Source organism: Pseudomonas luteola NBRC 103146, from assembly GCF_002091675.1.
In the GTDB taxonomy this organism is placed as follows: Bacteria; Pseudomonadota; Gammaproteobacteria; order Pseudomonadales; family Pseudomonadaceae; genus Chryseomonas; species Chryseomonas luteola.
In genome coordinates this window covers 445,368-463,689 of sequence record NZ_BDAE01000001.1, presented here as the reverse complement: position 1 = coordinate 463,689, position 18,322 = coordinate 445,368, and the positions used below count along the sequence as shown (strand labels likewise).

At 59.6% G+C, this 18,322-nt stretch carries 15 protein-coding genes; 7 read left to right on the top strand and 8 right to left on the bottom strand.

The features are described from left to right. Window positions 1-100 precede the first annotated feature (100 nt). The gene (gene ppx, locus PLU01S_RS02200; RefSeq protein WP_074821752.1) at window positions 101-1,606 is read left to right on the top strand and encodes an exopolyphosphatase; all 1,506 of its coding nucleotides are present in this window, start codon (window positions 101-103) and stop codon (window positions 1,604-1,606) included. On the opposite strand, the gene ppk1 is transcribed toward ppx, so the two are convergent. Then, a complete protein-coding gene (gene ppk1 / locus PLU01S_RS02195; protein ID WP_010796691.1) occupies window positions 1,593-3,794 on the bottom strand; it encodes a polyphosphate kinase 1 in 2,202 nt (733 codons plus the stop codon). The genes ppx and ppk1 overlap by 14 nt on opposite strands. Window positions 3,795-3,812: 18 nt before the next feature. Then, entirely contained in the window at window positions 3,813-4,826 is a 1,014-nt protein-coding gene (hemB, locus tag PLU01S_RS02190; RefSeq protein WP_074821548.1) for a porphobilinogen synthase, read from the bottom strand. Between the two features lie 247 nt (window positions 4,827-5,073). Here hemB and PLU01S_RS02185 point away from each other — a divergent pair, with 247 nt between their 5' ends. After that, complete coding sequence (locus PLU01S_RS02185) at window positions 5,074-5,628, top strand: DedA family protein (protein WP_010796689.1); 555 nt, start codon at window positions 5,074-5,076, stop codon at window positions 5,626-5,628. A gap of 151 nt (window positions 5,629-5,779) precedes the next feature. After that, window positions 5,780-7,903: a putative bifunctional diguanylate cyclase/phosphodiesterase gene (locus PLU01S_RS02180; protein WP_074821545.1), complete on the top strand. Its 2,124-nt coding sequence runs from the start codon at window positions 5,780-5,782 to the stop codon at window positions 7,901-7,903. A 7-nt stretch (window positions 7,904-7,910) separates the two neighbouring features. On the opposite strand, the gene PLU01S_RS02175 is transcribed toward PLU01S_RS02180, so the two are convergent. From PLU01S_RS02175 to PLU01S_RS02155, 5 genes are all read right to left on the bottom strand, one after another. Further along, window positions 7,911-8,366 (bottom strand): YaiI/YqxD family protein, encoded by a 456-nt coding sequence (locus tag PLU01S_RS02175; protein ID WP_074821543.1) that lies wholly within the window; start codon window positions 8,364-8,366, stop codon window positions 7,911-7,913. 9 nt (window positions 8,367-8,375) lie between these two features. Further along, a complete protein-coding gene (locus PLU01S_RS02170; RefSeq protein ID WP_074821541.1) occupies window positions 8,376-10,289 on the bottom strand; it encodes an FTR1 family protein in 1,914 nt (637 codons plus the stop codon). Between the two features lie 213 nt (window positions 10,290-10,502). Then, a complete protein-coding gene (rhtB, locus tag PLU01S_RS02165) occupies window positions 10,503-11,135 on the bottom strand; it encodes a homoserine/homoserine lactone efflux protein (RefSeq protein ID WP_010796685.1) in 633 nt (210 codons plus the stop codon). 15 nt (window positions 11,136-11,150) lie between these two features. Next, the gene (locus PLU01S_RS02160; protein WP_233432108.1) at window positions 11,151-11,735 is read right to left on the bottom strand and encodes a mechanosensitive ion channel family protein; all 585 of its coding nucleotides are present in this window, start codon (window positions 11,733-11,735) and stop codon (window positions 11,151-11,153) included. Next, the gene (locus PLU01S_RS02155) at window positions 11,735-13,645 is read right to left on the bottom strand and encodes an ATP-binding cassette domain-containing protein (protein ID WP_074821538.1); all 1,911 of its coding nucleotides are present in this window, start codon (window positions 13,643-13,645) and stop codon (window positions 11,735-11,737) included. Before PLU01S_RS02155 ends, PLU01S_RS02160 begins: the two co-directional genes overlap by 1 nt. A 162-nt stretch (window positions 13,646-13,807) precedes the next feature. Here PLU01S_RS02155 and PLU01S_RS02150 point away from each other — a divergent pair, with 162 nt between their 5' ends. From PLU01S_RS02150 to PLU01S_RS02135, 4 genes are all read left to right on the top strand, one after another. Continuing rightward, a complete protein-coding gene (locus PLU01S_RS02150; RefSeq protein ID WP_074821535.1) occupies window positions 13,808-14,272 on the top strand; it encodes a TIGR02444 family protein in 465 nt (154 codons plus the stop codon). An 11-nt stretch (window positions 14,273-14,283) separates the two neighbouring features. Then, window positions 14,284-14,937: an FKBP-type peptidyl-prolyl cis-trans isomerase gene (locus PLU01S_RS02145; RefSeq protein WP_074821532.1), complete on the top strand. Its 654-nt coding sequence runs from the start codon at window positions 14,284-14,286 to the stop codon at window positions 14,935-14,937. A gap of 161 nt (window positions 14,938-15,098) precedes the next feature. Then, window positions 15,099-16,592, top strand: coding sequence for an aldehyde dehydrogenase (locus PLU01S_RS02140; RefSeq protein WP_073450043.1), 1,494 nt, complete (start codon window positions 15,099-15,101; stop codon window positions 16,590-16,592). 295 nt (window positions 16,593-16,887) lie between these two features. After that, window positions 16,888-17,079 carry a hypothetical protein gene (locus PLU01S_RS02135; protein ID WP_074821529.1) on the top strand — a complete coding sequence of 64 codons (192 nt, stop codon included), beginning with the start codon at window positions 16,888-16,890 and terminating at the stop codon, window positions 17,077-17,079. 84 nt (window positions 17,080-17,163) lie between these two features. Here the strand turns inward: PLU01S_RS02135 and gcvT are convergent, their stop codons facing one another. Next, window positions 17,164-18,282, bottom strand: a complete 1,119-nt coding sequence (gene gcvT, locus PLU01S_RS02130) for a glycine cleavage system aminomethyltransferase GcvT (RefSeq protein WP_074821526.1) — start codon at window positions 18,280-18,282, stop codon at window positions 17,164-17,166. Window positions 18,283-18,322: the final 40 nt, after the last annotated feature.

Below are 18,322 nucleotides of genomic sequence, written 5' to 3'. Positions count from 1 at the left end.
CCACAGCCCATCGACTGAAACAGTCTGACTGCACGTTGAGGTTTGGCAGACCTCTTCGATCGTGGCACGATTGTCGACGTTTATGTATGAGACCGTCAGCATGCCGCATTCATCCGCAGAACCGTTTCCCCTGATTGCTGCCATCGATCTTGGCTCCAATAGCTTTCACATTGTTCGGGCGCGGACTGACCATGGCGAAATTCGTATCCTTGAACGTATGGGCGAAAAGATTCAGCTGGCCGCTGGGCTGGACGAATCACGGATGCTCAGCGAAGAAGCCATGGAACGCGGGCTTGAATGCCTGCGCCGCTTTGCCCAGTTGATCACCGGCCTGCCGCTGGGCGCCGTACGTATCGTGGGCACCAACGCGCTTCGCGAGGCCAGGAACCGCAGCGACTTCATCATGCGTGCCCAGCAGGTACTGGGGCATTCCGTGGAAGTCATCTCCGGCCGTGAAGAAGCCCGCCTGATCTACCTAGGCGTTTCCCATACCATGCCAGATATGGAAGGCCGTCGCCTGGTGACTGATATCGGTGGTGGCAGCACCGAGTTCATTATCGGCCAGCGCTTTGAAACCCATCAGCGCGAAAGCCTGCAGATGGGCTGCGTCAGTTATACCAAGCGGTTCTTCGCGGACGGCAAGATTACGCCGTCCCGCTATGCCCAGGCCTACACGGCCGCCCGGCTGGAGTTGATGAACATCGACCAGAGCCTGCGCGAAAAAGGCTGGCAGGAAGCCGTAGGCGCCTCCGGCACCATCCGTGCCGTGGCCCTGGCCATCCAGGCCGCTGGACGCGGCAAGGGTGAGGTCAATGCCGAAGGCATCGAGTGGCTCAAGCGCAAGATCTTCAAGCAGGGCGACATCGAAAAGCTCGATATCGAAGGGGTCAAGCCCGACCGCCGCACCATTCTGCCGGGTGGTCTCGCCATTTTGGAGGCGATCTTCAAGGCGCTGGAGCTGCAGGAGATGAACCTGTCCGAAGGCGCACTGCGTGAAGGTGTGCTCTATGACATGATCGGTCGTCAGCACCACGAGGATGTACGGGAGCGTACGCTGTCAGCCCTGGCAGAGCGCTACCACGTGGACAAGCGTCAGGCCGAACGGGTCGAGCGCCGTGCCCTGAAGGCCTTCGAACAGGTTACCGAAGCCTGGAACCTGAGCAATCCTTGCTACCGGGAACTGCTGACCTGGGCAGCGCGCGTGCATGAGATCGGGCTGGACATTGCCCACTACCACTATCACAAGCACGGCGCCTATCTGATCGAGCATTCCGATCTACCTGGGTTTTCCCGACGCGACCAGCAGATGCTGGCCCTTCTGGTACGCGGCCATCGCCGGAATATCCCGCGGGATCGCTTCGCCGAGCTGGGTGACGAAGAAGGCGAAAGCCTGATCCGCCTGTGCATCCTGCTGCGCTTTGCCATTCTGTTCCATCATATCCGCAGCAACCAGGAGCGCCCCATCGTGACGCTCAAGGCAGGTCCGCGCAGCCTCGCGGTATGCTTCCCGGTCGGCTGGCTGGAGCAGAATCCGCTGACCCAGGCTGACTTCGAACAGGAAGCGCAGTGGCTCACGCGGATCGGCTATACCCTTACCGTGTGTTGATACCCGGACTGCTCAGGCGCTCCATGAGAGTCGCCTGCACAGTCCGCGGGTTCTGGTTGCCCGTTGGCGAAATGCGCTGGTAACTCCCGTCCTCCTGCAGCACCCAGCTCTGGGTGTTGTCAGTGAGGTAGGCTTCCAGATCCTTCTTGACCCGTGAAATGAGCTTTTTGCCTTCCACTGGGAAGCAGGTTTCCACACGCATGTCGAGGTTTCGCTCCATCCAGTCCGCACTGGACAGGTACATGCGCTCATCTCCCCCATTGAGGAAGTAGTAGATCCGGCTGTGCTCCAGGAAGCGGCCGATGATCGAACGCACCTGGATGTTATGCGACACGCCCGGTACGCCCGGACGCAGACAGCACATTCCGCGAACGACCAGATCGATTTTCACACCCGCCTGGCTTGCTTTGTATAGCGCTCGGATAACCTTGGGATCGGTCAGACCGTTGACCTTGGCCATAATGTGCGCGGGGCGACCCTCCGCGGCTGCAGCGGCCTCACGGTTGATCATTTCCAGCAGGTTCTTCTTGAGCGTAAACGGCGCATGCAGGAGCTTTTTCATGCGCAGGGTCTTGCCCATACCGATCAACTGGTTGAACAGCTTGTGAACGTCTTCGGTCAGGGCTATGTCGGCCGTCAGCAGGCTGTAGTCGGTGTACAGCTTGGCGTTGCCGGCATGGTAGTTACCAGTGCCCAGGTGCGCATAACGCCGCAACTCACCATTTTCACGGCGCAGAATGAGCATCATCTTGGCGTGAGTCTTGAAGCCGACCACCCCATAGATCACCACGGCCCCTGCCTGCTGGAGACGGCTCGCCAGTTGCAGGTTGGATTCCTCGTCGAAACGCGCCCGCAATTCGATGACAGCCGTCACTTCCTTGCCGCTACGCGCCGCTTCTACCAACGCATCGACGATTTCCGAGTTGGCGCCGCTGCGGTACAGGGTCTGCTTGATGGCCAGAACGCTGGGGTCCTTGGCGGCCTGGCGCAGCAGGTCAACCACAGGCGTAAAGGACTCGAACGGGTGCATCAGCAGCACATCGATCTTGCCCAGTACGTTGAAGAGGTTTTCCTTCTTCTGGAGTAGCTTGGGAATGCTGGGCGTCAGCGGGGCGTTCTGCAGCTCAGGGTGGCTGTCGAGTCCCGTCACACTGAACAAGCGCGTCAGGTTGACCGGGCCGTTGACCTTGTACAGCTCGCTTTCAGCCAGATTGAACTGCTTGAGCAGATAGTCCGTAAGGTTCTTCGGGCAGCTTTCGACCACCTCCAGGCGTACCGCATCCCCGTAGCGGCGGGAGAACAGCTCGCCTCGCAGTGCGCGGGCCAGGTCGTCTACATCTTCGGCGTCCACTGACAGGTCGGCGTTACGGGTCAGACGGAACTGGAAGCAGCCCTTCACCTTCATGCCGGGGAACAGGTCGTCGGCATGAGCATGGATCATCGAAGATAGGAAAACGTAGTTGTCGCCCGGGCCGCCAATTTCTTCGGGCACGCTGATGATACGCGGCAGCGAACGCGGCGCCGGAATAATGGCCAGACCCGAGTCGCGGCCAAAGGCGTCCATCCCTTCCAGCTCAACGATGAAGTTGAGACTCTTGTTAACCAGGAGCGGGAACGGGTGTGTCGGATCCAGCCCGATGGGCGTGATAATTGGGGCGATCTCGTCGCGGAAGAACTTACGCACCCAGCCCTTGATCTTCAGGTCCCAGTTGCGGCGGCGAATGAAGCGGATCTGATGTTTGGACAGCTCCGGCAACAGCACATCGTTGAGAATGGTGTACTGGCGCGCCACCTGCTCATGCACGATGTCGCTGATGCGGGCCAGGGCCTGATGCGGCAGCAAGCCGTCGGCACCGGCCTGCTCGCGGGCAAAGGCGACCTGCTTTTTCAGACCCGCGACACGAATCTCGAAAAACTCGTCCAGGTTGCTGGAAAAGATCAGCAGGAACTTGAGCCGCTCAAGCAGCGGATAGGACTCATCGAGGGCCTGTTCGAGCACCCGGATGTTGAATTGCAGCTGAGACAGTTCCCGGTGAATATACAGGCTACTGTCGTCAACACTTAAGGCCGGCACGGCCGGTGCTTCTGGCACCGCGACCGCAGGCGTGGTTTCAACGGTGGGCGTAGCGTCGGTCAATGCGGCCTCCTCGGTGCGCGCAGTAGTATCAATGAGTCCTTGGCTGTTCATGGCAGCTCCTTGGGAGCGTTAACGCTCCTGACGTAATTGTTGGGCAGCGCGTTTGGCAAAGTAAGTCAGAATGCCATCAGCGCCGGCACGTTTGAAAGCGAGCAGAGATTCCAGAATCACCGCCTCGGATAGCCAGCCGTTCTGGATTGCGGCCATGTGCATGGCGTATTCACCGCTGACCTGATACACAAAGGTCGGCACGCGGAACTCGTCCTTCACCCGGCGCACAATGTCCAGGTAAGGCATGCCCGGCTTAACCATGACGGAATCGGCCCCCTCGGCCAGATCGCCCGCCACCTCCTGCAAGGCTTCGTCACTGTTGGCCGGATCCATCTGGTAGGTCGCCTTGTTGCCTTTGCCCAGATTGGCAGCCGAGCCGACCGCATCCCGGAAAGGCCCATAATAGGCACTCGCATACTTGGCCGAGTAGGCCATGATCTGCACGTTGTGATAACCCGCGTCTTCCAGGGCCGCGCGAATGGCACCTACTCGGCCATCCATCATGTCCGACGGCGCAACGACCTGGGCACCGGCGGCCGCATGGGACAGCGCCTGCCTGACCAGCACCTCGACGGATATGTCGTTCAGCACATAGCCCTTCTCATCGAGAATGCCATCCTGTCCGTGGGTGGTAAACGGATCGAGCGCAACGTCAGTAATCACGCCCAGCTCTGGAAAATGTTCACGGAGCGCACGCGTGGCCCGCTGGGCGATACCATCAGGGTTGTAAGCCTCGGCACCATCGAGAGATTTCTTCTCAGGCGGTGTGACGGGGAACAGAGCGACGGCAGGAATGCCTAATGCTACAAGCTCAGCCGCTTCTTCCAGTAGAAGATCGATGGATAGACGCTCGACGCCTGGCATGGAGGGCACGCTTTCACGGCGATTTTCGCCGTCGAGCACGAACACCGGCAGGATCAGGTCGTCTACGGTCAGCGTGTGCTCACGCATCAAACGGCGGGAAAAGTCATCCCGGCGCTGGCGGCGCATCCGCGTGAATGGAAAGGAACGGCTTACTGAAGTGAAACTCACGGTGTACTCCCGGACTCAAGCAGAGTCATTGTGATGAGTTATAAGTCACTATCATGACCGAATGGTAACAACTGATGACAATAAGGCATGTCTATCAACCCTGTTTAAGGCAGACGACCTCTAGCTTCGGCTTGGCACATCGCTATGCAAATCCCCTGCTTTTAAAAAGGGTTAGACGAAGCGATAGCTTCCTTCCGGCGGCTAACCGAGTTAGGCTGCGCCTTCATTTCGCCCTGTTGTCGTGACGATGCTGCAACAATTCCTCCATGATTTCGGTTATTTCGCCCTCTTCCTCGGCACGTTCTTCGAGGGTGAAACCATTCTGGTTCTGGCAGGTTTTCTAGCCTTCCGCGAATACATGAACATCCAGACGGTCATCATGGTGGCCTTCATGGGAAGTTATGCAGGCGACCAGCTGTGGTATTTCCTGGGTCGCCGTCACGGTCGCAAGCTACTCAAGCGAAAGCCTCGCTGGGAAGCCATGGGAGACAAGGCGCTGGATCATATTCGCCGTCATCCCGATCTGTGGGTACTCAGCTTTCGCTTCGTCTACGGCCTGAGAACGGTAATGCCGGTGGCCATTGGCATGTCGGGCTATCCTCCGGCGCGCTACCTGCTGCTCAATGGTATCGGCGCCATTGTCTGGGCTACTGTCCTGGGATTGGCAGCCTATCACTTTGGAGCAGTGCTCGAAGGGGCCTTGGGCAATCTCAAGCGCTACGAACTGATGGTGCTCGGCGCCCTGCTGGTCCTAGGCGTGGTACTCTGGCTGTGGCGCCGGATACGCGCTCCGAAAAAATAGTTTTTCTTTCTTTTTCCCGCCTCCACCTGTCGGTCACCCTCAAGCTTGGCCGACGGGCGGCCGATAAGGCCATTACCAACGTATTCAGTAGCCTTGCCGTGGCGATATTGAAGATATCGATGCAGTAGGATGTCCTTTCGAGTCTGTAATCATGTTGCTTGCCACATCCCTGCCTGACGGCTTCGTACCGGTCGGCTCCGATCATCATCATTTCGTTCTGGTTCTGCTGTCCTATCTGGTGGCAACAGCGGCTGGCTATACCGCGCTTTACATGGCCAGACGCGCCTCGTCGGCCGCCTTGAGTAAGAACCGTCTGCTCTGGTGTGGTGTAGGCGGCTTGGCGCTGGGCAGTGGTATCTGGTCAATGCACTTCATTGCGATGCTTTCCTATGCCTCGCCGGTCAGCATGCAGTACGGCTACAGCATGACGTTGCTATCGTTAGGCATCGCAGTTGCCGTGTCCTGCGTTGTCATGTGGCTTATCAGCCGTGAGCGGCTCGCTACCTGGGAGTACCTGGCAGCATCGGTTGCAGCGGGCTGCGGCATTGCAGCCATGCACTACACCGGAATGTCCGCAATCAATTCCGTTGGTGTCCAGGTGTACAACCCGCTCCTGTTCCTGGTCTCAATCCTGGTGGCTATCCTGGCGTCTCTGGCAGCACTGATCATGGCGTTTTACGTCCGTAACCAAGCCGGTCGCCATACTCAACTGCTCATGATGCTGGGGAGTCTGCTGCTGGGCGGTGCGATCGTGTCTATGCACTTCACTGGCATGGCCGCACTAACGCTAGTGGTCCCGGAAGATACGCCGGTCATGATGATGGCCCATGATGCCCATCATGGGCTTTTAGGGACCATCATTGCATTTCTGACCTTGGTCGTGATCTGTGCAGGCCTGACAGCCACTCGTCTGGAACACCGTTTTCATGAGCAGAGCGTACGCCTGGAAGAGATGTCGACGGCGCTGAGTCAGGTTACGCTGCTCGATCCGCTTACCCAGCTGCTGAATGATTACAGCTTTACCCAGACGCTGGCGCGCATCATCAACAAGGCCACCCCTGAAGAAGGCCTTGCCCTGCTCAATCTGGATCTGGATCACTTCAAGCGAATCAATGACAGCCTGGGCTACAACGTGGGCGACGATCTGCTTACCCAGGTTGCCCAACGCATCACGGCCGTGCTTGATAGCACCGTGCACGTCGCTCGTCAGGGTAACGAGTTTCTAGTCCTAGCTCCTGAGGCACAGCCTGAGCACAGCGAAAACCTTGCCATGCGGCTGTTGGAGCAACTCCGTCCGCCTTTCAATCTGAGCGGACAGCAGATAGGCATGACGCTGAGCATCGGCATTGCCCACTATCCCAAGGATGGCCGTTCCGCCAATGAACTGCTGCGCAATGCAGGCCTTGCCTTGGGGCAATGCAAGCGCAACGGGCGTAATCGCTTCCTGCATTTTGCTCCAGAATTGCAGACCCAGGCGGAGGAAACGCTTCACTTGGAGCAGGAACTGCGTCAGGCCATTACTGAAGGCACGCTGGAAGTACATTACCAGCCTATTGTTACCAGTGATGCGCGGACCACCGCTAGCCTGGAGGCATTGGTTCGCTGGAATCATCCGACGCTTGGTCCCATCAGGCCTGACCGCTTTGTCCATGTAGCAGAGTTGAGCGGGCAAATTGGTGAGCTGGATCATTGGGTCATGCGACGTGCCTGTCGAGACCTCAAAATCCTACGGGAGCTAGGTTATAGTGATCTACGGGTCGCTGTGAACTGCTCGCCGCTGAACCTCACCGACCGCACGCTTCCCAAGCGGGTGGAAGAAGCGCTCAGCGCGGCCGACCTGCCGCCCGAGGCGCTGACGCTCGAGCTGACTGAAAATGCTCTGATGCATAACCTCAACCTGGCGATTGAGTTGTTAGAACGAATTCGAGCGCTTGGCGTAAAGGTTTCGATCGATGACTTTGGCAGTGGCTACTCCTCCCTGGCGTACCTAAGCAAGTTCAAGGTCGATACGCTCAAGGTCGATCGCTCGTTTGTGCGTGATATTCCTAATCAGCAGACCGATATGGAGATTACTGCCGCGATTATTGCCATGGCGCACAAACTGCAGCTCAGAGTTGTGGCCGAAGGTGTGGAGACCCTGGAGCAGCTGACTTTCCTCAGGGAAAACCAGTGCGACTTCATCCAGGGTTATTTCTTCAGCAAGCCCCTATCATTGCCGCAGCTGCAGGTCTGGCTGGCAAGAGCCGACCAGGAGCAGAACGTAGAGCCAGCCTGAGCCAGCTCTACGCCAAGCGGGTCAACCGGGTAAGCAGGCGGTCGAGCGAATTGGCAAAGGCCTGCTTTTCCTTTTCCCCATAGGGCGGCTGACCACCGCCCATCTGGCCCTGATCGCGCAGATCAGTCATCAGGTTACGCACCGCCAGACGCTCGCCCATGTTACGGGTATCGAACTCCTTGCCGCGCGGGTCGAGCGCATCCACGCCCTTTTTCACCAGCCGATCCGCCAGCGGCACGTCGCTGCAGATGACCAGATCACCCGGCTGGGCCTGTTCGACCAAGTAATCGTCTGCCGCATCCATCCCGCTTTCCACAATAATCAACCGCACGCAGGCATACGGCGGTTTGATCTGTGGCTGGCCCGCCACCATGATCACGTTGAGCTTGCGCTTCAGGGCAAACTTGAAGACCAGCTCTTTGGCAGCCCGCGGACAGGCGTCCGCGTCGATCCAGATATGCATGTAAACCTCTTACGCGTTTCCGACAGAGCCGCCTGACACCTCACGACGGCGTTCGGCATAGCGGCTGCGGGCATAGAGTAGCGCAATGGCCACGATCGCGATGCCCTGGGCGGTCAAGGTATAGGCATCGGCGTGGATACCCAGCCAGTCGAAATCAAAGAACGGTACCGGACGGGTGCCGATCACACCGGCTTCTTGCAGCGCTGCCACGCCATGCCCGGCGAAAATTACCGACAACAGACACAACAGGACGGCATTGGCGCTGAAGAACAGGCCCAGCGGCAGACGCATGGAGCCTCGCAGGATGATCCAGGCAAGTCCGATGAGTAGAACAACTGCAGTAATTGCACCGCCCAATACGGCAGCATGACCTGCCGGGCCGGCCTGTAGCCACAGGGTCTCGTAGAACAGGATGACTTCGAACAGCTCGCGATAGACCGAAAAGAACGCCAGCACGGCAAAGCCGAAACGACCACCGCCACCCACGAGGCTGTTCTTGATGTAGTCCTGCCAAGCGGCGGCGTTGCGGCGGTCATGCATCCAGACACCGACCCAGAGCAGCACCACACTGGCGAACAGACCGGTAATGCCTTCCATCAATTCCCGCTGGGCACCACTGATATTGAGCGCATACGCTGCCACCGCCCAGGTAGCGACACCAGCCAGCATGGCCAGGCCCCAGCCGATGTTCACGCTACGGATGGCGGACTGCTGGCCGGTCTTACGCAGGAAAGCCAGCACAGCGGCCAATACCAGAATGGCTTCCAGACCTTCACGGACAAGAATCAGAAGGCTGGCGAAAAAGCTCAGCGAGGTAGACATGCCACCACCGCTCAACAGGTCGCTGGCTGCTGCCAGTTTCGTCTTGGCTATGTCCAGGCGAGCCTGGGCTTCCTCCACGGCAAGGCCATCCTGTAAGGACTGCCGATAAGCCATGAGCGCCTTTTCGGTGTCCTTGCGCAGGGTCGCGTCCAGGTTATCCAGGGCGCTTTCCACCAGTTCGAAACCTTCCAGATAGGCTGCCACAGACAGGTCATAAGCCTGGTCATGTTCGCCTTCGCGATAGACCGCCAGACTTTTATCCAGGGTTGCCCGGGTGTAATCGATCAGCTGGGCAGGGCCGCGTTGCTGCACAGGCGGCTTGGCACGCTGGGCACGGAACGCGGCCGCAGCCTCATCCCCTTGTGCGGCGGCCACTTCGGCAGGTGTGCGGCCCGCCAGCTGCGCTAGATCGAACGAGGCCGCACCCGCTTTTGCCGGGTCGGCACTAAAGCTTGCAATATAAGACGCCACATCCCAGCGCTGACGCTCATCGAGTTGATTGGCAAAGGAAGGCATGTCCGTGCCGTCGATGCCCCGCGTGACGGTGTTGTAGATATCGTAGAGGCTCAGGTGATCCATTCGCGCCGGATCGCGCAGATCGCCGGGAGAGGGTTCCAGACCGATGCCGGCCGGCCCGTCGCCCGCCCCGGTATTACCATGACAGACCCCGCACTGCTGGGCGTAAAGCGGTGCGCCACGGGTTGGATCCGGAGTAATGGCCGGCGCCTGCGTCACGTGGTACAGCTGAGCCAGTCGAGCGGCTAACGCCCTCGCCTCCTGTCCGACCGCATCGCCGTCGGCCTTTTTCGTGATGGCCTCGCGCAGGTGGGTGACGCCCTGCTCCAACTCGGTCCGTTCAGGACGCGCCGGCAGACCTTCGATCAGGGTTTGCAAGGTATGTAGGAGATCCAGCTGATCGCGGTATTCCGCTTCCTTGATAACGGCGCCCTTACTCACCGTGGCGGGATAATCCGCGCCAAGGTAGCCCAGGATATGCAAGGCGTGGGCGGCCTCATCCTCGGGCTCGGCCTGCACGGCCGGACTGAGTGAAGCAAGCAGGGGCAACAACAGTACAGCAAACAGCCGGTACAGCTTAAACATGAACGGATTCCAAACAAGAATGGATGGCATTAGCCATAGTGTTCTACTTGTAATGCTTTGTTACAAGCCTGCCGAGTCGCTGTTTTCAGGTTTTCGTCGGGAGACGGGATTGGCGCAAGGGCGCGCAACGAGATATCAACAGGCGAGAGCGCTCAGCCAAACCGCTCTGGCAAGCGGATCAGCTGGCATGAAAGGATTAGCGGTGTAGCAGACTCAGCTGACAGCTTGCCGAACCGTGGCCAGCAGCCCGGCAGCGCCCATGAATAATCCAGAGAAGACGCGATTGGTGAGCCGCTGCTGACGTGGCGTGCGCAATACGCGCAACACCCTGGCGGCAAGACCGGTATAGCCAGCCATAACGATCAGGTCGACCGTGACCATGGTAGCGCCAATGATCAGGTACTGAGCCAGCAACGGCTGACTGGGATTGATGAACTGAGGCAATACCGCCAGCATGAACACAACGGCCTTGGGGTTGCTGGCATTCACCAGGAAACCACGAAAGACTAGCGAAGAAGCGCTGGCGGTAGCGCCGGGTTTGGGTGCGTTGGAAAAGTCCATGGGTGCGGCTTTCCACTGCCGGATGGCGAGGTAGACCAGGTACAGCACGCCGAACCATTTGATTACCGCGAACGCCAGTTGCGAGGTTGCGAGCAGAGCCCCTACCCCGGCGGCCACGATCGCAATCTGCAGAGCAAGCCCCAACTGCAGGCCAATAGCGTTCCAGTAGCCATGCCAGAAACCATGACGCAACCCCGCCGACATGGAAGCAATGGCGCCTGCGCCAGGGGAAAGACTGATCACCCAGCAGGCCAGCAGAAAGGCCAGCCATGTATGCAGCGCCATCGGGAACTCCTTTTATCAGCGATCCAGGAAGGTGAAGGGTACGTCTGTACCACGCCAGCGGCGAACAGCCTTCTGGAAAAACAGCGAATTGGGAATCTGCAACAGCGCAGCTTCCTCGCTGTTGACGCCTTCGGTCATGTCTTCCAGCGTGGTATACAGCATGTTGATCGCCACGACACGTCCTTTCACGCCGGGCTTGTCCGCCGCATCGATGATCTCGACCCGATCGCCCAGCCGAAACGGCCCCACCGTAAAGATGAGCAGCGCACAGAACAGGTTGGACAGGACGCTCCAGATAGCAAAGAACGCAACTGCAGCCACCGCGATAAAGCCGGAAAGTGCCGCCCAGAGCACCGAGCCGGACACACCGAAGCGCTCTAGAACCATAAGCAGTGCACTGCCCATGATCAGCCAGCGCAGCAAGCCCCGCATGACCAGTACGAATTGCGGCGGCAAGTGGTAACGCTCGCCGATGCGGGTAATGGCCCGTGCGATGAAGCGTTGCAGGATATACCCGGCAAGCAGGATAGCCAGGACCTGCACGCCCAGAATGACGCCGCGCTCCCAACCTGCCGGAATAAGAGAATGAAGTTCTTCGATCACGAGGCGTTCTCCAGTTCCAGCTGCAGGCTTTCCAGCCGCTCGAGGGCTTCCAGCCAGCCTTCTTCCAGTTCGCTCTCGCGTGATTTCAGTTGTGCCTGTTCCGCCAAGGCCACTCGAAGCTCCTCTTTACGTGATGCTTCATACAGACCACTGTCGCCCAGACGTGTTTCGAGTGTGGCCAGCTTTTCCTGGACCTTGCCCAGCTCCTTTTCGAGCTTGTCTGCCTCGCGCTTGAGCGGGGCGAGCTGCTGGCGCAGCGCAGCCGCCGCCTGGCGCTGGGCACGCTTGTCGACCTTGTCGGCATTGGCATCCGGGGCGGACACAGGTTGCTGGCGGGCGCGAAACTCCACCAGCCACCGGGCGTAATCGTCCAGGTCGCCGTCAAAAGCCTGTACGCGGCCATCGGCGACCAAGAGAAACTCATCCGTCGTGCTCTTGAGCAGATGACGGTCGTGGGAGACCACCAACACCGCGCCGGAAAACTCCTGCAGGGCCATGGTCAGCGCCAGGCGCATATCAAGGTCCAGGTGGTTGGTCGGTTCGTCGAGTAACAGAAGGTTGGGCTTTTGCCAGGCGATCAATGCCAGGGCCAGACGCGCTTTTTCACCACCGGAAAAATTCAGGACAGCCTCATCGCAGCGATTGCCACGGAAGTCGAATCCTCCGAGGAAATCCCGTAGCGTCTGCTCACGCTCACCCGGCGCGATACGCTGCAGGTGCAACAGCGGGCTGGCCTTGGGGTCAAGCGAGTCCAGCTGATGCTGGGCAAAGTAGCCGATGGCCAGATTCTCACCGCAGGTCAGGCGGCCGCCCAGCGGTTGCAGTTCGCCAGCCAGGGTCTTGATCAGGGTGGACTTACCCGCCCCGTTCGGCCCCAGCAGGCCGATACGGGCACCGGGCGCCAGCTGCAGCTTGACCGGGTGCAGAATGGTCTTGTCGCCATAGCCGAGGCGGCCTTCGCTCAGGTCCAGCAGCGGATTGGACAGCTTGTCGGACTCACGAAAACTGAAATCGAACGGCGAATCCACATGGGCAGGCGCCAGTTCTTCCAGCCGCTCCAGGGCCTTGATCCGGCTCTGGGCCTGGCGTGCCTTGGTGGCCTGTGCCTTGAAGCGCGCAATGAATTTTTCCATGTGCGCGCGCTGCGCCTGCTGCTTCTCGTACGCTTGCTGCTGTTGGGCCAGCCGCTCGACGCGGGTACGCTCGAAAGCAGAGTAACCGCCACGGTAAAGCGTCAGCTTTTGCTGTTCGAGGTGAACGATCTGATCGACCACGGCATCGAGGAAGTCGCGGTCGTGGGAGATCAGCAGCAACGTACCGGGATAGCCCTTGAGCCAGTCTTCCAGCCAGAGGATGGCGTCGAGATCAAGGTGGTTGGTGGGCTCATCGAGCAGCAGCAGGTCGGAAGGACACATCAGTGCCTGTGCAAGGTTCAGACGCATCCGCCAGCCGCCTGAGAAGTCGCCTACACGGCGCTCCATCTGCTCCGGCATGAAACCAAGCCCAGCCAGCAGTTTGCGGGCTCGGGCGTCCGCAGTATACCCATCGGCCGCTTCCAGCTCGGCATGCAGGCGCGCCAGAGCATTGCCGTCATGCGCGGCTTCTGCCGCTACCAGCCCGGTCTGAATATCACGCAGGTGAATGTCCCCATCCAGGACATAGTCGACCGCCAGCCGATCGAGGGTATCGACTTCCTGGCGCATGTGGGCAATTCGCCAGGCCGCCGGTAGCTGGCAATCACCGGCATCCGGCACGAGCTGCCCCCGCAGCAGGGCGAAGAGACTGGACTTGCCCGCTCCGTTGGCACCCACAAGACCGGCCTTCTGGCCTGGGTGCAGCGTCAGTTCGGCACCTTCCAGCAAACGCTGTGGGCCACGTTGTAAGGTAAGGTTATGTATTCGAATCATGGCGGCGAGTGTAGAGCCTATTGACCTGGTGAGGCGAGCCGGACAGCACCGGTGCCTTTGGAAACTGGCGAGTAAAGGCGGTTTCGCGCCCGCTGGCAAGCACTCTTCGCTGACCGTCATGCCCATCGTCAACAGGACCGCCTTGCCTACAGGACTCTTATCATGGAAAAAATGCTCTGGCCCTATGCACTTGCGCTGTATGCCAGACCCGATGTCACCCAGGCCTGTCTGACATTACAGAGCGCCGGCGCAGATGTCTGCCTGCTGCTGACCGGCGCTTGGCTGGGCAACCGAGGCGTGGCACCAATGATTGAGCGCCAGCGGCTATTGGAGATCATGGCGGCCCCCTGGCGGTCGACTGTTGTGGAGCCCCTGCGCGTGCTACGCACTTACTGGAAGCCAGCCGCGCAAACCGATACTGCACTCGCCGCGCTGCGTGAACGCTTGAAACAATTGGAGCTGGACGCCGAGCACGAACTGCTTACACGACTGGAGCAGGCCAGTGTAGGCTGGCCCCTTACTTCCCAGCCTGACCCGGCTGGCTGGCTGACCGCACTGGCTGGCCCGGCGGGTACGGCTGAACCTGGCGCCCTGGATACGCTTATCCAGGCCGCTCTTCATGCATGAGGATGTTGTAGATGTTACGCCTTTCGCTGTTAAGCCTGTGTCTGCTCCTTCCTCTGGCGGCGCACGCCGAGGACAAGGTCAAGGACGAGCTGGCCTATAGCCTGGGGACCGAAATCGGCAACCGCTTGAAAAGCGAGCTGCCGGATTTGCAAATCGACGACCTGATCAAGGGCCTGAACCAGTCCTACAAGGGCGAGCCGCTGGCACTGGATCAGAAAAAGATCGATGAGCTGGTGGCCCAACATGAGGAAGCGATCGACCAGCAGGAGGAATCCAGCAATGTGGAAGCCGCCAAGCAGGCGGAAACCCGCTTTCTGGTCAATGAGAAGACCCGTTATGGTGTGAAGGAATTGCCAGGCGGCGTGCTGGTAACCGTTATCCGCCAGGGCACCGGGCCGCAGCCCAAAGCCGATGGCCAGGTGCAGGTCCGCTATATCGGTAAACTGCCTGATGGCAGCACTTTCGATGAACAGCAGACTCCTCAATGGTTCAAGCTGTCCAGCGTCATTCCCGGCTGGCGCACAGCCCTGACCCAGATGCCGGTTGGCTCGCAATGGCGCATCGTGGTGCCCTCGTCACAGGCCTATGGCGATGAAGGTGCCGGAGATCTGATCCCGCCTTATTCGCCACTGGTCTTCGAGGTCACTCTGGAGGCCACCCGCTAGGATCGAAAAGTGTTCAATAATTTGAACATATCAGCCTTGTAACAAAGGCTTTGTTAAATATTGCTAACACCCTTGGGCTGGTTTAGGGTGGCTGACAGCTTTGCGGATGCGCCAGGCTTCACGGCCACCGCCTCTTCTACCCTGTTTGAGAGGAAACCAGCATGAGCACGCCAACCCGCGCCGAATGGGAACAGCGCTTCCAGAGCCTGACCATTGAAGGCCGCGCCTTCATCCAGGGCGAATACTGTGATGCCGCCTCCGGTGAGACCTTTGACTGCATCAGCCCCGTCGACGGCCGCTTTCTGGCCAAGGTAGCAAGCTGTGATGTTGCCGATGCCGACCGGGCAGTTGCCAGCGCCCGTGCCACGTTCGAATCCGGCGTCTGGTCGCGCATGGCACCCGTCAAGCGCAAAGCGATCATCATCCGTTTCGCCGATCTGCTCGAGCAGCACGCTGCAGAGCTTGGCCTTCTGGAAACGCTGGATATGGGCAAGCCCATCAGCGACTCCTATCACATCGACATTCCACTCTCCGCCCGCGCCCTGCGCTGGAATGGCGAGGCCATCGACAAGATCTACGATGAAGTCGCAGCCACTGCCCACGACGAGCTGGGCCTCGTCACGCGTGAGCCAGTGGGTGTCGTTGCCGCTATCGTGCCGTGGAATTTCCCGCTGATGATGGCCTGCTGGAAGCTCGGCCCGGCCCTGGCGACCGGTAACTCGGTCGTGCTCAAACCTTCCGAGAAGTCCCCGCTGACCGCTATCCGCATTGCCCAGCTGGCCATCGAGGCCGGCATTCCGGCGGGCGTACTCAACGTGCTGCCAGGCTATGGTCATACCGTAGGCAAGGCGCTGGGCCTGCACATGGACGTAGACACCCTTGTATTCACCGGGTCGACCCGCACCGCCAAGCAGCTGATGGTCTACGCGGGCGAATCCAACATGAAGCGCGTCTGGCTGGAAGCAGGCGGCAAGAGCCCGAACATCGTGTTTGCCGATGCACCAGACCTGGAGGAAGCCGCCAAGGCAGCAGCCAGTGGCATCGCCTTCAACCAGGGCGAAGTCTGTACAGCCGGATCACGCCTGCTGGTCGAACGCTCGATCAAGGATCAGTTCTTGCCATTGGTGATCGAGGCGTTGAAAACCTGGAAACCGGGCCACCCGCTGGACCCGGAAACCAATGTCGGCGCCCTGGTGGATACGCAGCAGCTCAATACCGTGCTCGGCTACATCGAAGCCGGTCACGCTGACGGTGCTCAGCTGGTAGCTGGGGGCAAGCGCACCCTGGAGGAAACCGGTGGTGTTTACGTTGAGCCGACCATTTTTGATGGCGTTTCCAATGCCATGAAGATCGCTCAGGAAGAAATCTTCGGACCGGTATTGTCTGTCATTACCTTTGACACGGCTGAGGAAGCGATCAAGATCGCCAACGACACCCAGTACGGATTGGCCGCGGCGGTCTGGACGCGTGACATCTCCAAGGCGCATCTGACAGCCAAGGCGCTACGGGCCGGCAGCGTATGGGTCAACCAATATGATGGTGGTGACATGACAGCCCCCTTCGGTGGCTTCAAGCAGTCGGGCAATGGGCGGGACAAGTCGTTGCATGCCTTTGACAAGTACACCGAGATCAAGGCGACCTGGATCAAGCTATAAGCCGATCGACCTTTTCTGCGCTGCGCTTATCATTGCCCTGCCGCAATTGAGCGTAGCGCAGTACCCTTACCAGCCCAGCCCCAGCGCTCCTATAAGGGGTAGTTTTGCGTCATCGTTGCTGCTGTCGCGTACCTGTTCAGGGTGGAAACCTATGGCGAAGCAAATTAATAAGGCCTGATTTGCTTTGCCGATCACGCTTCTGACCAGTGGTGTGAGCAAATCCCTCTCTAGCCTGTCTCTAGCGACAGCGCGTACTATGCGCGCCGGTCAATCCCTTAACGAGCAGGACATGCGTATGAGAGAGTACACTTTGGGTCAGCCTGCCATGCAAGGGGTGGGCTATCAGCAAGCCGATCGTTCTGTCAGCCAGTCGATCCAGGCCGCTATCAATGTACAGCGCAACCGCGTGACCAGTCAGGTCCAGCGGATCAACGATCAGTTGTGGGAAGTTTGGCCCGATGGCCGTCGTAAACTGCTGAATCGCTGAAGCAATGGATGTAAGAAAGCCGTGCCGGTTTGACCGCGCACGGCTTTTTTGTACCTGTCTTTTTGAGCGCCACAACCGGAAGACTTATCCTCGGTAATAGCGCTGCGGTACGAAAGGCATCCTGGCGACCTTAACGGCAACCGGCTTGTTGCGCACCATGGCAAACAGCTCAGTGTCCAGAGCTGCATAGGCGCTGTCGACATAACCCATCGCAACCGGCGCACCCAGGGTTGGGCCAAAGCCGCCACTGGTCACCCTTCCGATCACCGCACCGTTTGCGTCCACCAGTTCCGCACCCTCACGGACCGGCACCCGCTCCTGCACCAGCAGACCGACACGCTTACGCGCCACACCATTCTGTTGCTGGGCAAAGATGGTCTCGGCGCCAGGAAAACCACCGGCCCTCGCACCGTCTGCACGGCGCGGCTTGGATAGCGCCCAGACCAGACTGGCTTCAACCGGAGTCGTCAGCGTATCCATATCATGGCCGTACAGGCACAGGCCTGCTTCCAGACGCAGGGAGTCACGCGCGCCCAGGCCAATGGCTTGTACTTCCGGCTCGGCCAGCAGGGCTCGGGCCAGTGCTTCGGCGCCTTCTACCGGCACGGAAATCTCGAAGCCGTCTTCGCCGGTATACCCACTGCGGCTGACGATGCAGTCGTAATCCAGCAGCGTGACGCGGGCAATGTTCATGAACGTCATGCCGGACACCTGCGGCGCCAGTCGCGCCAGCACGGCCACGGCTGCCGGTCCTTGCAAGGCAAGGAGTGCCCGCTCTTCGAACAGAGGTTCGACATGGCAGCGCGAGCCGATGTGCTCTTTGAGATGCGCCAGATCCTGGTGCTTGCACGCGGCATTCACGACCAGATACAGGCAATCGCCCAGGTTCGCGACCATGAGGTCGTCGAGAATGCCGCCCTGCTCGTTGGTGAACAAGGCGTACCGCTGCATGCCTACCGGCAGGCCTACGATATCGACCGGAACGAGCCCTTCCAGCGCGGCGGCGGTACTGTCGCCCGTCAGCAGGATCTGGCCCATGTGGGAAACGTCGAACAATCCAGCCTGGGCGCGGGTGTGCTGGTGCTCCTTGAGCACGCCAAGGGGGTATTGCACCGGCATGTCATAACCGGCGAACGGCACCATGCGTGCGCCCAGTTCAAGGTGCAGGGCATGGAGTGGGGTTTTGAGCAGTGATTCGGTCATGGGGACTCCTTCATGAGTCGTGCAGTCGCGTCCAACGCGA

Coding starts and splice junctions, on each gene's coding strand:
- ppx (WP_074821752.1), top strand. CDS start 101: ATGCCGCATTCATCCGCAGAACCGTTTCCCCTGATTGCTGCCATCGAT.
- ppk1 (WP_010796691.1), bottom strand. CDS start 3,794: ATGAACAGCCAAGGACTCATTGATACTACTGCGCGCACCGAGGAGGCC.
- PLU01S_RS02185 (WP_010796689.1), top strand. CDS start 5,074: ATGCTGCAACAATTCCTCCATGATTTCGGTTATTTCGCCCTCTTCCTC.
- PLU01S_RS02180 (WP_074821545.1), top strand. CDS start 5,780: ATGTTGCTTGCCACATCCCTGCCTGACGGCTTCGTACCGGTCGGCTCC.
- PLU01S_RS02175 (WP_074821543.1), bottom strand. CDS start 8,366: ATGCATATCTGGATCGACGCGGACGCCTGTCCGCGGGCTGCCAAAGAG.
- PLU01S_RS02170 (WP_074821541.1), bottom strand. CDS start 10,289: ATGTTTAAGCTGTACCGGCTGTTTGCTGTACTGTTGTTGCCCCTGCTT.
- rhtB (WP_010796685.1), bottom strand. CDS start 11,135: ATGGCGCTGCATACATGGCTGGCCTTTCTGCTGGCCTGCTGGGTGATC.
- PLU01S_RS02155 (WP_074821538.1), bottom strand. CDS start 13,645: ATGATTCGAATACATAACCTTACCTTACAACGTGGCCCACAGCGTTTG.
- PLU01S_RS02150 (WP_074821535.1), top strand. CDS start 13,808: ATGGAAAAAATGCTCTGGCCCTATGCACTTGCGCTGTATGCCAGACCC.
- PLU01S_RS02145 (WP_074821532.1), top strand. CDS start 14,284: ATGTTACGCCTTTCGCTGTTAAGCCTGTGTCTGCTCCTTCCTCTGGCG.
- PLU01S_RS02140 (WP_073450043.1), top strand. CDS start 15,099: ATGAGCACGCCAACCCGCGCCGAATGGGAACAGCGCTTCCAGAGCCTG.
- PLU01S_RS02135 (WP_074821529.1), top strand. CDS start 16,888: ATGAGAGAGTACACTTTGGGTCAGCCTGCCATGCAAGGGGTGGGCTAT.
- gcvT (WP_074821526.1), bottom strand. CDS start 18,282: ATGACCGAATCACTGCTCAAAACCCCACTCCATGCCCTGCACCTTGAA.